Consider the following 12,424-nt stretch of genomic DNA (forward strand, 5'->3'; position numbering starts at 1 on the left):
CGCTGTGGGCGTACGGAGAGCGCTAGCGGGCCGTGCGGAGCGTCAGCGGCGTGCGGCGTCCCGCAGCGCGTCGCGTGCCTGGGCGTACGAGCCGAGCACGATCCGTACCGGTGTCAGCACGTACTCGTCGCCGACCTGGGCCACCCGTGCCGTCAGTCGCTGTTCGGCGCGGGCCCGGGCGCGCCGGGCGGCCCAGCGCACCACAGGGCGGGTCAGCGCCGCCACCAGCAGGCCGGCCAGCAGGCCGCCGAGCAGCAGCAGGGTCGGCAGCGGCACCTGACCGACCATCGGGTTGTCCAGCGCGGGCAGGCCGAGCACCCGCAGCGCGTAGCCGAGCACCAGCCAGCCCAGCCCGACAACGGCGGCGAGGGTGACCAACCACTGCACACCGCCGACGATCCGCCACCACAGCGGTCGGCGGTCGAGGCCGAGGTCGGTGCCGGCGATCGTGCGGTCCAGGGCGTCCGGCAGGTCGCCGAGGCGGGACCGGGCGGCGGAGGTCACCGCGCCGGGCCAGGCGGCGGGCAGGTCGGCGGCGGCCCGGTCGGCCACCGCGCGGATGGCGAGGCCGAGCGCCGAGCGCTGGGCGGCCGTCGGGTCCGGTACCGAGGTGGCCGCGACCAGGCTCTCCGCCGGGTCGGCCTGCTTCGTGGTCGGGCCGGGCAGGTGCAGCCGACGCAGCGGGTCGGGTCGCAACCGTCGCCAGCCCCGGACCACGGGCCAGCCGGTGGCCGCGCCGGCCCGGTGCCGGTACGCCCGTTCCACGGCCTCGGTCACCGCGGGCACCCCGGCCGCCCCGGCCAACGCCCGGTTCAGCCCGTTGACGGCGGCGTCGTCCGGCCCACCCGCCGGCCGGGCCGAACCGACAAGCTCGTCCAGGCCGGCGACGACCGTGTCGACGTCACCCGCGAGTCGACGCAACGCGGCCTGCCGCTCGGCGACCGTGCGCTCCAGGGCGTTGCGCAGCCCGACCATCCCGGCCGGATCGATCGCTGTGGTGGCCAGCAGGGGCACACCGCCCAGCCCGTCCGTGTCGAGCAGCCGGCGCAGGTCGTCCAGGACCCGGGGCACCTCGGCCGGCGGCAACCGGTCGGCCTGGTTGAGCACGACCAGTGTGACGTCGCGGTGCCTGTGGAACTCGCGCAGGTAGCTGTCGTGGATGACCCGGTCGGCGTACTTCTGCGGGTCGACCACCCAGACCACCTGGTCGACCAGGCCGAGGAGCCGGTCCACCTCGAGCCGGTGGGATCGCTGCACCGAGTCGAAGTCGGGCAGGTCGAGCAGGATCAGCCCGTGCAGGGCCGTCTCGTCGTCCGCGTCCAGGGCGCTCTCCCGGACGAAGCGGTGTCGGGGCAGTACGCCGATCCAGTCGAGCAGGTGGTTGGCGCCCTCCAACTGCCCCCACACGCAGGCGTGGGTGACGCCGGTGGTCGGCCGGCGGACCCCGACCGGCGAGAGTTCCAGCTGGGCCAACGCGTTGAAGAGGCTGGACTTGCCGCTGCCCGTGGCACCGGCCAGGGCGACCACTGTGTGGTCCCGGGACAGCGCGAGCCGGGTGCCGGCCCGTTCGACCAGGGTGTGCGCGGGCACCAGGTCGTTGTCCGGCAGCAGGCCGTCCACGGCGGTCAGGAACCGGCGTACCGCCTCCAGTCGGGCGATCAGCGCGTCGGCATCGACCCGCTGGTCCCCGCGGAACACCTCGCGTACCCGGCCGGCGATGTTGCTCACCGGAAACCCTCCTCGTCGCCGGCGGACAGCCCGCTGCGATGCCGGGCCAGCTCGACGCGGCCGGCGGCCCGGCGCAGCCCGTCGCCGGCGTCCGCGGCGGGGCGGGCGTCGGCGGTGCGGCTCAGGAAGCGGTCGGCCTCCGCGTCGAGCAGCGTCCGCACCCGGGCCAGCAGGTCGGTGCGGGCCTTGTCGGCGAGGGTACGCACCGCCTGGTCGCCGAAGATCGCCTGAAGAACGGCCTGCGCGGCGACAGTGGTGCCGGCCCCGGTGGCCACCTCCAGCCCGGTCGGGATGAACGCGGTGGAGGCGAAGACCGCGATCATCACGGCCAGCCCGGTGGCGTTCACCGCGTACGCGGCGGTGCGGGCCACGAACCGCTTGTCACCGCCCTCGACCCGGACCAGTTCCAGCACTCCACGCTGCCAGTCCCGAACCATGCGCTCGGCGCGTTCGGGCAGGTCGTCGCTCGGGTGGGCGAGCGCCGGATCGAGCAGCCCGGCGCCGGCCGGGTGTGCCTTCCACCCGGTGTACGCGGACTCGGCGGCCTCCGAGGCCACCCCGCGCAGCAGCGTCACCAGCTGGGACTCGATGGCGTTGCGCAACTCCACGGCGGGTGCCGGCCGGCCGGTGACGGCGGCCACGACCCGGTCCCGTAGGCGGCCGATCCGTGCCTCAAGTGTGCGGAACAGCTCGCCGGTGCCGACGAACTCCTGCCAGCGGGCGAGCACCTCACCTCGGAGCAGCCGGCCGTCCTGCAGCCCCTGCTCGACGGTGCGCTCGGCGCCCCGGTACGCGGCCCGGACCCGCTCGTCCAGCCCGTCGGCGGCGGCGAGCTGCTCGTCGGCGGCGTCGGCCAGATCCTCCACCGTGGGGTGGAGCGCGGCCAGCGCCCCGTCGAGGGTCTGGCGGACCACCGCCGCCCGCGCGTCCACGTCGGCGGCCAACCGGGCGAACCAGTCGGCAAGCGGCGCTGTCACTCCCTCGGGCAGCAGCCCCTGACCGTCGACCCAGGTCTCCGGCAACACGAACAGCGGCGCCCGGCCGAGGTCCTGCTCGGCGAGCATCTCGGTCAGGTGCGCGGCGATCTCGTCGGTGGCCTCGGCGGGCACCCGGTCCAGCACCATGGCGATCACCGCGCCGCGCGCCCGGGCACTGCGCAGCAGCTCCCAGGGCACCGCGTCTGCGTACCGGGCGGCGGTGGTGACGAAGAGCCACAGGTCGGCGGCGGCCAGTAGTTGGGTGGCGAGCGCCCGGTTGGCGTCGACGACCGAGTCGATGTCGGGCGCGTCGAGGAAGGCCAGCCCGGCGGGCAGGGCCGGGGCGGTGACGAGGTGCAGGGCGCGCGGATCGTCGCTCGGCTCGGTGGTGCGGGTCAGCCCGGGCAGGAGGTCGCCCTGCCGAAACCAGGCCGCGTCGGACGGATTGCAGACAAGCACCGGGGAGCGGGTGGTCGGCCGGAGCACGCCGGCCGCGCTGACCCGGGCCTTGACCAGGCTGTTGACCAGTGTCGACTTGCCCGCTCCGGTGGAGCCGCCGACCACCACGAGCAGTGGGGCGTCCAGTCGGGCGAGCCGGGGCAGCAGGTAGTCGTCGAGCTGGTCGGTGAGGGCGGTCGCGGTGTGCCGGGCGGAGCTGGCAGAGGGCAGCGCGAGGGGATACCGGGTCGCGCCGATCGCCTCCCGGAGGCCCGACAGTGCGCCGGGGAGGCTGTCGTCCCCGGTGGTGGCGGGCGGCTCCTCCGCGGCGTCCGGCGGGTCGGTGCGGGCTGCGACGGCGGGCGCGCCGGAACGGGTGGCGGGATCGCCGTGCGTCGTCACCGCTAAAGCGTGCCCGACCGATGCAAGGGAAGACAACCGGACGGTAATAACGGGTGGGTTGCGTCGGGTTGACTCAAGTCAACTTGACGATTGGCCAACGCGTGGCACTATTGAGTCAAGTTCACTCAACTTGTGGTGGGGCCCGCTGCGGGCGGTGCTCGCCAGCAGCCCACGGGCGACGCCCGTCACCTGCACAACCTTACGAAGCGAGGAAGCGAAGATGGCACGTGCGGTCGGTATCGACCTCGGCACGACGAACTCCTGCGTCAGCGTTCTCGAGGGCGGTGAGCCCACCGTCATCGCCAACGCTGAGGGGTCGCGGACGACTCCGTCGATCGTCGCGTTCGCCCGCAACGGCGAGGTGCTCGTCGGTGAGGTCGCCAAGCGCCAAGCGGTGACCAACCCGGACCGGACGATCAGGTCGGTCAAGCGCGAGGTCGGCACGAACTGGTCCGTCGACATCGACGGCAAGAAGTACACCCCGCAGGAGATCTCGGCCCGGACGCTGATGAAGCTCAAGCGGGACGCCGAGGCGTACCTGGGCGAGCAGATCACCGACGCGGTGATCACCGTCCCGGCCTACTTCAACGACAGCCAGCGCCAGGCCACCAAGGAGGCCGGTGAGATCGCCGGCTTCAACGTGCTGCGGATCGTCAACGAGCCGACCGCCGCCGCCCTGGCGTACGGGCTGGACAAGGGCTCCAAGGAGCAGACCGTCCTGGTCTTCGACCTCGGCGGCGGCACCTTCGACGTGTCGCTGCTGGAGCTGGCAGAGGGCGTCGTCGAGGTCAAGTCGACGAGCGGTGACAACCAGCTCGGTGGCGACGACTGGGACCAGCGGATCATCGACCACCTGGTCAAGACGTTCCGTGGTGAGCACGGCATCGACCTGTCTCAGGACAAGATGGCCCTCCAGCGGCTCCGCGAGGCAGCCGAGAAGGCCAAGATCGAGCTGTCCGCCGCCACCACCACCAACATCAACCTGCCGTACATCACGGCCGGCGCGGCCGGCCCGCTGCACCTCGACGTGACGCTCAGCCGCGCCGAGTTCCAGCGCATGACGCAGGACCTGCTGGACCGTTGCAAGGGCCCGTTCGAGCAGGCCGTGAAGGACGCCGGGATCAAGATCTCCGACGTTGAGCACGTCATCCTGGTCGGCGGTTCGACCCGGATGCCCGCCGTGACCGACCTGGTCAAGCAGCTCACCGGTCGCGACCCCAACAAGGGCGTCAACCCGGACGAGGTGGTCGCCGTCGGCGCCGCGCTCCAGGCCGGTGTGCTCAAGGGTGAGGTCAAGGACGTCCTGCTGCTCGACGTGACGCCGCTCAGCCTGGGCATCGAGACCAAGGGCGGCATCTTCACCAAGCTGATCGAGCGCAACACCACCATCCCGACCAAGCGTTCCGAGGTCTTCACCACGGCGGACGACAACCAGCCGTCGGTGCTGATCCAGGTGTTCCAGGGTGAGCGGGAGATCGCGGCCTACAACAAGAAGCTCGGCACCTTCGAGCTGACCGGCCTCCCGCCGGCGCCGCGCGGCGTGCCGCAGATCGAGGTCGCCTTCGACATCGACGCCAACGGCATCGTCAACGTGCACGCCAAGGATCTGGGCACCGGCAAGGAACAGAAGATGACGATCACCGGTGGCTCCTCGCTGCCGAAGGACGACATCGAGCGGATGCGCCGGGACGCCGAGGAGCACGCCGAGGAGGACAAGCGCCGCCGCGACGACGCCGAGACCCGCAACGTGGCCGAGGCGCTCCAGTGGCAGACCGAGAAGTTCCTCGCCGAGAGCGGCGACAAGCTGCCCGGTGAGAACCGCGAGCAGCTCAACGAGGCGCTCGGCGAGCTGCGCGGCGCGCTCGGCGGTCAGGACATTGAGAAGATCAAGTCCGCGCACGAGAAGCTGGCGCAGGTCTCCCAGCAGGCCGGCTCGCTGCTCTACTCCCAGCAGGCCGAGCAGGGCCAGCAGCCGGGCGGCGAGCCCGGCCCCGGTGCAACCGGTGCGACCGGCGCGCAGGCCGGCGGCGCCGACGACGTCGTCGACGCGGAAATCGTGGACGAGGACGGCAAGAAGTGACCGTCGGCCTCCGACACCTGTCCACCGCGAAGGGGATGAGGTAGCCGCATGACGCAGAAGCCACGAGCCGCCGACCCGGGCGACACCGGGTCGGCGCCGGGTGGCTCCGCGCCCACGGAGCCGACCACCGGCGACGGGGAGCGGGTCGTCATCCGCAACAAACGCAAGCTCGTCGACACCTCCGAGCCGGAGGGGACCGCCGCTGACGCGGAGGCCGGCGTGCCGGCCGAGGGTCTGGTCGAGGACGCCGAGGTAGTGGTCGACGAGATCGAGGTCGAGGTCAACTCCACCGATGGGCCGGAGCCGTCCGGTCCGCCGGTGGTGGACGCCCCGGCGCAGCCGGTGGACGGCGGCACGGGCACCTCGCTCGGCGCCGAGCTGGAGGCACTCCGGGCCGAGATGGACGAGCGGACCAGGGACCTGCAGCGGGTGTCGGCGGAGTACGCCAACTACCGCAAGCGGGTCGACCGTGACCGCAGTCTCGTGCAGGAGCAGGCGACCGGCTCGGTGCTGGCCGCGCTGCTGCCGATCCTGGACGACCTGGACCGGGCCCGGGAACATGGCGACCTGGTCGGGCCGTTCGGCACGGTGGCGGAACAACTCACCACCGCGCTGGGCAAGTTCGGCCTGAACGCCTTCGGCGAGCAGGGCGACCCGTTCGACCCGACCCGGCACGAGGCGGTCGCGCACCAGACCTCGGCCGACGTCAGCGAGCCGACCTGCGTACAGGTCATGCGACGCGGCTACCAGCTCGGTGAGCGGCTGCTGCGCCCCGCGCTGGTCGCGGTCGCGGATCCGGAATAGTGCCAGACAGTGACCGGGCCGTCCCGCCCACCGCTCATCGGTGGGCGGGGCGGCCGGGCCACCAGGGTCGGAAGGAGGTGGACCGGTGAGTTCGAAGGACTGGATCGAGAAGGACTTCTACGCCGTGCTCGGCGTGGACAAGGCCGCCTCCGCGGATGACGTCAAGAAGGCGTACCGCAAGGTGGCCCGGGAGTCGCACCCGGACCACAACCCGGGCGACCCGAAGGCCGAGGAGCGGTTCAAGGCCGCGTCCGAGGCGTACAACGTGCTGTCGGACAGCGGCCGCCGCCGCGAGTACGACGAAATGCGTTCGCTCTTCGGCTCGGGCGCGTTCCGGCGCAACGCCCGGGGCGGGGGTCAGCCGGGCGGCATGCCGTTCGACGTCTCCGACATGTTCGGCGGCGGCGGAGGCGGCGATCGTCGCTTCGGAGGCGCCGGCTTCCAGGACCTGTTCAGCTCGATCTTCAGCGGAGGGCAGGCCGGTGGGCAGGCCGCGCCACACGGTCCGGCCCGTGGTCGGGACGTGGAGACCGAGGTGGCACTGGACTTCGGCGACGCGGTGCGCGGGGTGACGCTGCCCCTGACGCTGCGCGCGCCGGGAGTCTGCGACACCTGCCATGGCAACGGGGCCAAACCCGGCACCCAGCCGCGTACCTGTCAGGTCTGTCATGGCGCCGGGGTGACCACCCGCAACCAGGGGTCGTTCAGCTTCTCCGAGCCGTGCCGCAACTGCCAGGGCGTCGGCACCGTGGTCGAGGAGAAGTGCCCGGAGTGCCACGGCAGCGGCGGCGTCACCAAGACCCGCACCATGAACGTTCGCTTCCCGGCCGGTGTGGCCGACGGTCAACGCATCCGGCTGGCCGGGCGTGGTGAGCCGGGCGAGCGCGGTGGCCCGGCTGGCGACCTCTTCGTGCAGGTCAAGGTTCGACCGGACGAGTTGTTCGGGCGTACCGGAGACGACCTGACGCTGACCGTGCCGGTCACCTTCGCGGAGGCCGTACTCGGCACGGACCTGCGGGTGCCCACGCTCGACGGCGCGGTGACCCTGCGGGTTCCGCCGGGGACGCCGAGCGGGCGGGTGCTGCGGGCCCGGGGCAAGGGTGTGGTCCGCCGCGACGGGCAGGCCGGTGACCTGCTTGTCACGCTGGACGTGGTGGTGCCGGCCCGCTTGTCGGACGAGGCGCGCACGGCGCTGGAGTCGTTCGCCGAGCAGACGCCGCCGGCGGCCCGGGAACATCTCGACGCACGGGTGCGTCGAGTCAGTTAGTCCGGTGGAATGGACGCGGAGGTGAGCGGGATGTCGGGCGACTTCCTCGGTTCGGGTGATCCTGCCTACGAGGCCAAGGTGCTGATGATCTCGGTTGCGGCGCGGATGGCGGGGATGCACCCACAGACCCTGCGCCAGTACGACCGACTGGGGCTGGTGCAGCCCGGCCGGGCGGCTGGTGGCGGGCGTCGCTACAGCGTCCGCGACGTGGTGCTGCTGCGCGAAGTACAGCGCCTCAGCCAGGACGACGGGATCAACCTGGCTGGCGTCAAGCGGATCATCGGGTTGGAGCGGCTGCTGGAGCAGGCGCAGCAGCGGGTGGCCCGGCTGGAGGCTGAGCTGGACGCCGCGTACCGCCGGGTGGCGGAGCTGGAGTCGCTGGCCCGCTTCCCGGGTCGGGATCTGGTGCCCACCAACCGCACGTCCACGGCCCTCGTGGTGTGGCGCCCCCGCCGTACGCCCGATCGCTGACCCGCTGCTCACCCGGATCTGTCTTCTCGGCCCGGATCGCGCCGGATTCCCCGGCGCGGTCCGGGCCGTTTCGGTTAGCCTGTCGATAAGGGTCCAATCGGCTCAATCCGGACCTACCGGCATGGCGAGGGGGAGCGATGGCGGAGCCGGCGAAGAAGGTGGCCCAGCAGACGGAGGACCGGTTGGAGAACCTGGCCGAGACCGTCCGCAAAAAGTTCGACAAGGTGACCGAGGGGACCTACCGGGACCGGATCATCGCGGGCCGGTTCGCCGAAGACGGCGACCACGCCGGCGAACGGGGCCGAGTCGAGACGGAACGCAAGCAGGACTGACCGGTGACCGACGTGCGGGCCGGGACCCACGGGGGGTCCCGGCCCGTTCGTCGTCAAGAGTGCGGGCCGGGACGCTGGAACGCCGCAGGGGGTCCCGGCCCGTTCGTCGTCAGGTCGCAGCCACGCGCGGCGATCCAGCTAGCTCAGCCGAGGCGGCGGTTTTCGCGGACCAGGCCGCCCTCGCACCAGTCCCGGTAGACGAAGAGATCCGGTCGAGCCAACAGCACCCGGCCGTTGTGCGCCCAGATCCTCATCAGGTCGTCGCCGTCCCGCTCGGCCTGTTCGACGAGCTTGCGGAAGCGGCGCTTGGGGTGGGCGCGGAAGTTCGTCCGGATGCCGTCGGCCGCGTAGATGTAGAGGCAGTGCAGCGCGAAACGCCGGGCCGGGCAGGTGGGATCCATCGCCAACTCGAAAAGTGTCAACACCAGTCGGTCGCCGGAGACCAGCAGGTCCCAGTCGGGTGGCATCGACGCCAACGGCACCGAATCGGGCTGGTACGCCCAAGCTCTCAACTCCGCCGGAGTCGGATCGACGGGGTTGGCGAAGCCGTGGAAAGTCGACTCCTGCACGCTCACCGGCCAACCTTCCGCTCTCGCCCGCGTTTGGCAACGCTGCCTGCGGACCGTGGCTGCTGGGGCGAAACGGTAACCCGCCGCCGGGTGCTGCGGTAGTCCCCATGGGGAGCAATTCCGCAACCGTTGGCATGGGCGGGTCAAGTACATCGACAACGCAGCCGATGATGCTCCTATGACAATCCATGTTCGACGGTTCCGGCGGGGCGCCGAGGCTCAGTTCGTCATGGGGCTGGAGTGGCTTTTCGCCCCTCCGGGTAGCCGTCCCGTGGATTGGGACCGCGACCGCGCCGTCGAGCGGACCGCGCAATTGCTCGCCCACGAAGACGTGGCGCTCTTCGAGGCGCGATCGGATGAGGATCAGTTGGTCGGCGTCGCCAGCGTCTACGTGGACATCCTCTCGGTGCGCTTCAGCCGTCGGGCCTCGATCGAGGATCTCGCCGTGCACCCCGACTGGCGCTCCCGGGGTGTCGGCTCCCGCCTCCTGGCGGCGGCCAGGGCGTGGGCGCACGAACAGGGAGCCGACTACGTCTTCCTGGAGTCCGGTCTGGCCCGCACCGAGGCGCACCGCTTCTACCTCCGCGAGGGTGCGACCCACGCAGCCGCGGCGTTCAGGTGGAGCTCAGTGCACTGAGTCGACGATCGGGGTCTGCTCCCGCCGCTGGGCCGCCGCGCGGGTGCGCAGCCACCGCTTGAACCACGGGAAGTCGGGCAGCCGGGCCAGAATCGGCCCGGTCACCACGGTGATCAGGACGTACGTCGCGGCCAGCGCTGCCAACCGCGGCTCGACGCTCCCGGCAGCCACCGCGAGCCCGGCGATGACGATGGAGAACTCACCTCGGGGTACGAGTGCCAGGCCGGCCCGCCATCGACCGGGTTCCGCGATGCCGACACGGCGGGCGGCGAGGTAACCGGTGAGCGTCTTCGTCGCCATGGTGACCACGGCCAGCGCGAGCGCCGGCAGCAGCACCGGCGGGATGTCCTGCGGGTCGGTGACCAGGCCGAAGAAGACGAAGAACACCGCCGCGAACAGGTCCCGCAGCGGCGAGAGCAGCTCGGTCGCGTGGTGCGCCACCGGGCCGGAGAGCGCGATGCCGACCAGGAACGCGCCGACCGCCGCCGACACCTGGAGCTTCGCCGCGAGCCCGGCGATCAGCAGGGTCAGGCCGAGCACGCCGAGCAGTAGCGCCTCCGGGTCCTTCGCCGACAGGGCCGAGGAGATGAGGTGGCCGTACCGGATGGCGACCACCAGCACGAGCAGCACCGTGCCCACCGCGACGGCGAGTGCGATGCCGCCGCCGAGCAGGCCGGTGCCGGCCAGGACGGCGGTGACCAGCGGCAGGTAGAGCGCCATCGCCAGGTCCTCGATCACGAGGACCGAGAGGATCACCGGGGTTTCCCGGTTACCGAGTCGTCCCAGGTCGGCGAGGACCTTGGCGATCACGCCGGAGGAGGAGACCCAGGTGATGCCGCCGAGTACCAGGGCGGCGACCCAGTCCCAGCCGAGCAGCAGGGCGAAGCCCGCGCCGGGCAGCGCGTTGAACACGCCGTCGATCAGCCCGGCCGGGGCTGCCGAGCGGAGGTTGCCGACCAGTTCGTTGGCCGAGTACTCCAGACCGAGCATCACCAGCAGCAGGATGACGCCGATCTCGGCGCCGACCGCGAAGAACTCCTCGCTGGCCGCGAGCGGGAGTAGCCCGCCGTGCCCGAACGCGAGCCCGGCGAGCAGGTAGAGGGGGATGGGCGAAAGGCCGAAGCGCCGGCTCAGCCGACCGAGGAGCCCAAGGAGCAGCAGCAGCGCGCCGACTTCGACGAGCAGGGTTGTGGAATCGTGCATCCGCCTCAGCCGTCCGGGTCACTGTCGGCGAGGATGGCGGACACACCGTCGAGACCTCTACGGGTCCCGACGACGACCACCACGTCGCCGGCCGCGAAGCGGAAGGAGGGGAGTGGCGAAACGATCACTTCGCCTTCGCGCAGCACTGCCACGATGGAGGCGCTGGTGCGGGTACGCGCCTTCGTGTCGGCGAGCTTCCGGTTGACGTACGGCGACCCGGCCGTGATCGCGATCTGCTCGGTGAGCAGACCGGCGGCCTGCTCGCGCAGCCCGGAGAGCTGACCGAGCATCAGCGACGCGCCGAGGATGTCGGCCAGAGCCTCGGCCTCGTCGTCGGTCAGCGGAATGTCCGCCTGGCAGGCATCGGGGTCGTCGGGATCGTAGAGAACGAGATCACGGCGGCCATTGCGGTGGGACACGACGCCCAGGCGGCGTCCGGACTCCGTCACCAGATCGTGACGTACCCCGATCCCGGGTAAGGCGGTCTGCTCGACACGTACTCGCACTCACCCAGGCTACCGCTTTGTGAACAGAGCGCAGATCTTGGACGACAGCGACCCTCGGGTCGGCCCGGCGCAGCTCGTCGATCTACTTCGGGTCGCTGACGTAGGTGCCTTTGCCTTGATGCCCCTCGGTCAGACCCTCGGCCTGAAGGATCAGCAGCGCTGATCGGACCGGCTCGGCGGAAACGCCATAGTGCGCGGTCATCTCACGCAGCGAGGGCAGCTTGTCTCCGGGCGCGTATTCGCCAGAAGCGATCTTGTCGCGGATGTCCTGCGCGATGCGTTGGCGGTCCGAAACTCGGGGCATGGGGCAACTCCTGGTAGGCCCCAAGATCTTCCCATGCGGTTGGCCGGTCGGCCAACACTTCGCGTGCTAAGCATGGTCACTGGTTGTCCTGCAATGCTTTGCATTGTATGTTGGCCGAGCGGGCACTCGGGAGTGGAAAGCCTGGTAGGCAGCCGGCCTCCTCGGCCGGGTCGTCCGCGTCGCCGCTGGCACGGCCGTGCGCTCCCCTCGGGTACACGGCCGTGCCAGCGATCCGCACCGCCGAGGAGAGGGGCATCGCTGATGTTGGACCGAGGGCGGCGGCGATGACCGGGCGGTTCGTCATCCACCTGCCGATATCCGCGCCCGACCTGGCGCGCGCCAAGATGCTGGGGCGGACTGCCGGTCGGTCGTTGGCCTTCCTGGCCCGAGTCGAGCTGGGCGGGATCACCGTCTCCACCGAGGACAACCAGGGGGTACGGCACTGGGTCTTCTGCGACCGGCGGCTGGATGGTGGTCGTCGCTGTGTGCTGCGCGCCGACCATGAAACCCCGTGCACCGTCCGCCTGCCCCGGCGGATCGGCCCGTGAGGACCGCGCAGGGGGCCGTGCAGGGCCATTCCTTGAGGTGATCGACTCGGCTTTCATGATGTCGCGGTGTCCTGGCGGTCCGGACACCCCGACTCCCTGAAAGCCGAGTGGATCAACCGCGCCGGACGCCGGGGGTCGGGGCCGGACGCGTTGGTGCC

General features: G+C 71.4%; 13 protein-coding genes. 7 read left to right on the top strand and 6 right to left on the bottom strand.

Going from position 1 to position 12,424, the window contains the following annotated elements; genetic code table 11:
• Positions 1–42: 42 nt before the first annotated feature.
• Both ACQP0U_RS00650 and ACQP0U_RS00655 read right to left on the bottom strand, forming a co-directional pair.
• Positions 43–1,728, bottom strand: coding sequence for a GTPase (locus tag ACQP0U_RS00650; protein ID WP_433314844.1), 1,686 nt, complete (start codon positions 1,726–1,728; stop codon positions 43–45).
• Positions 1,725–3,545, bottom strand: a complete 1,821-nt coding sequence (locus tag ACQP0U_RS00655; RefSeq protein WP_433314846.1) for an ABC transporter — start codon at positions 3,543–3,545, stop codon at positions 1,725–1,727. The genes ACQP0U_RS00650 and ACQP0U_RS00655 overlap by 4 nt, the downstream gene beginning before the upstream one ends.
• Positions 3,546–3,765: 220 nt before the next feature.
• Here ACQP0U_RS00655 and dnaK point away from each other — a divergent pair, with 220 nt between their 5' ends.
• The 5 genes from dnaK (at position 3,766) to ACQP0U_RS00680 (ending at position 8,499) form a co-directional block, all read left to right on the top strand.
• The gene (dnaK, locus tag ACQP0U_RS00660) at positions 3,766–5,625 is read left to right on the top strand and encodes a molecular chaperone DnaK (protein WP_091396207.1); all 1,860 of its coding nucleotides are present in this window, start codon (positions 3,766–3,768) and stop codon (positions 5,623–5,625) included.
• 48 nt (positions 5,626–5,673) lie between these two features.
• Positions 5,674–6,429, top strand: a complete 756-nt coding sequence (grpE, locus tag ACQP0U_RS00665; protein WP_433314848.1) for a nucleotide exchange factor GrpE — start codon at positions 5,674–5,676, stop codon at positions 6,427–6,429.
• 85 nt (positions 6,430–6,514) lie between these two features.
• On the top strand, positions 6,515–7,696 hold the full coding sequence (gene dnaJ, locus ACQP0U_RS00670; RefSeq protein ID WP_433314850.1) for a molecular chaperone DnaJ: 1,182 nt from the start codon (positions 6,515–6,517) through the stop codon (positions 7,694–7,696).
• A gap of 30 nt (positions 7,697–7,726) precedes the next feature.
• Entirely contained in the window at positions 7,727–8,167 is a 441-nt protein-coding gene (locus tag ACQP0U_RS00675; protein ID WP_433314852.1) for a heat shock protein transcriptional repressor HspR, read from the top strand.
• 137 nt (positions 8,168–8,304) lie between these two features.
• On the top strand, positions 8,305–8,499 hold the full coding sequence (locus ACQP0U_RS00680) for a hypothetical protein (protein WP_433314854.1): 195 nt from the start codon (positions 8,305–8,307) through the stop codon (positions 8,497–8,499).
• A gap of 143 nt (positions 8,500–8,642) precedes the next feature.
• Here ACQP0U_RS00680 and ACQP0U_RS00685 read toward each other — a convergent pair whose 3' ends face one another.
• Positions 8,643–9,074: a hypothetical protein gene (locus ACQP0U_RS00685; RefSeq protein WP_433314856.1), complete on the bottom strand. Its 432-nt coding sequence runs from the start codon at positions 9,072–9,074 to the stop codon at positions 8,643–8,645.
• Between the two features lie 172 nt (positions 9,075–9,246).
• On the opposite strand from ACQP0U_RS00685, the gene ACQP0U_RS00690 reads away from it, so the two are divergent.
• Complete coding sequence (locus ACQP0U_RS00690; RefSeq protein ID WP_433314858.1) at positions 9,247–9,705, top strand: GNAT family N-acetyltransferase; 459 nt, start codon at positions 9,247–9,249, stop codon at positions 9,703–9,705.
• Here the strand turns inward: ACQP0U_RS00690 and ACQP0U_RS00695 are convergent.
• The 3 genes from ACQP0U_RS00695 to ACQP0U_RS00705 all read right to left on the bottom strand — a co-directional run bounded on the left by ACQP0U_RS00695 (position 9,694) and on the right by ACQP0U_RS00705 (position 11,718).
• A complete protein-coding gene (locus ACQP0U_RS00695; RefSeq protein ID WP_433314860.1) occupies positions 9,694–10,908 on the bottom strand; it encodes a cation:proton antiporter in 1,215 nt (404 codons plus the stop codon). The genes ACQP0U_RS00690 and ACQP0U_RS00695 overlap by 12 nt on opposite strands.
• Positions 10,909–10,913: 5 nt before the next feature.
• The gene (locus ACQP0U_RS00700; protein WP_354943754.1) at positions 10,914–11,414 is read right to left on the bottom strand and encodes a cation:proton antiporter regulatory subunit; all 501 of its coding nucleotides are present in this window, start codon (positions 11,412–11,414) and stop codon (positions 10,914–10,916) included.
• Positions 11,415–11,496: 82 nt separating this feature from the next.
• Positions 11,497–11,718, bottom strand: coding sequence for a winged helix-turn-helix domain-containing protein (locus tag ACQP0U_RS00705; protein ID WP_112668519.1), 222 nt, complete (start codon positions 11,716–11,718; stop codon positions 11,497–11,499).
• 284 nt (positions 11,719–12,002) lie between these two features.
• Here ACQP0U_RS00705 and ACQP0U_RS00710 point away from each other — a divergent pair, with 284 nt between their 5' ends.
• Positions 12,003–12,266 carry a hypothetical protein gene (locus ACQP0U_RS00710; protein ID WP_433314862.1) on the top strand — a complete coding sequence of 88 codons (264 nt, stop codon included), beginning with the start codon at positions 12,003–12,005 and terminating at the stop codon, positions 12,264–12,266.
• Positions 12,267–12,424 lie beyond the last annotated feature (158 nt).

The organism is Micromonospora sp. CA-269861 (assembly GCF_050948505.1).
Taxonomy (GTDB): Bacteria; Actinomycetota; Actinomycetes; order Mycobacteriales; family Micromonosporaceae; genus Micromonospora.

Excerpts from the sequence above, each read along its gene's own strand:
- ACQP0U_RS00680 (WP_433314854.1), top strand. The coding sequence starts at position 8,305 with ATGGCGGAGCCGGCGAAGAAGGTGGCCCAGCAGACGGAGGACCGGTTG.
- ACQP0U_RS00695 (WP_433314860.1), bottom strand. The coding sequence starts at position 10,908 with ATGCACGATTCCACAACCCTGCTCGTCGAAGTCGGCGCGCTGCTGCTG.
- ACQP0U_RS00710 (WP_433314862.1), top strand. The coding sequence starts at position 12,003 with ATGACCGGGCGGTTCGTCATCCACCTGCCGATATCCGCGCCCGACCTG.
- ACQP0U_RS00705 (WP_112668519.1), bottom strand. The coding sequence starts at position 11,718 with ATGCCCCGAGTTTCGGACCGCCAACGCATCGCGCAGGACATCCGCGAC.
- ACQP0U_RS00675 (WP_433314852.1), top strand. The coding sequence starts at position 7,727 with ATGTCGGGCGACTTCCTCGGTTCGGGTGATCCTGCCTACGAGGCCAAG.
- ACQP0U_RS00690 (WP_433314858.1), top strand. The coding sequence starts at position 9,247 with ATGACAATCCATGTTCGACGGTTCCGGCGGGGCGCCGAGGCTCAGTTC.
- dnaK (WP_091396207.1), top strand. The coding sequence starts at position 3,766 with ATGGCACGTGCGGTCGGTATCGACCTCGGCACGACGAACTCCTGCGTC.
- grpE (WP_433314848.1), top strand. The coding sequence starts at position 5,674 with ATGACGCAGAAGCCACGAGCCGCCGACCCGGGCGACACCGGGTCGGCG.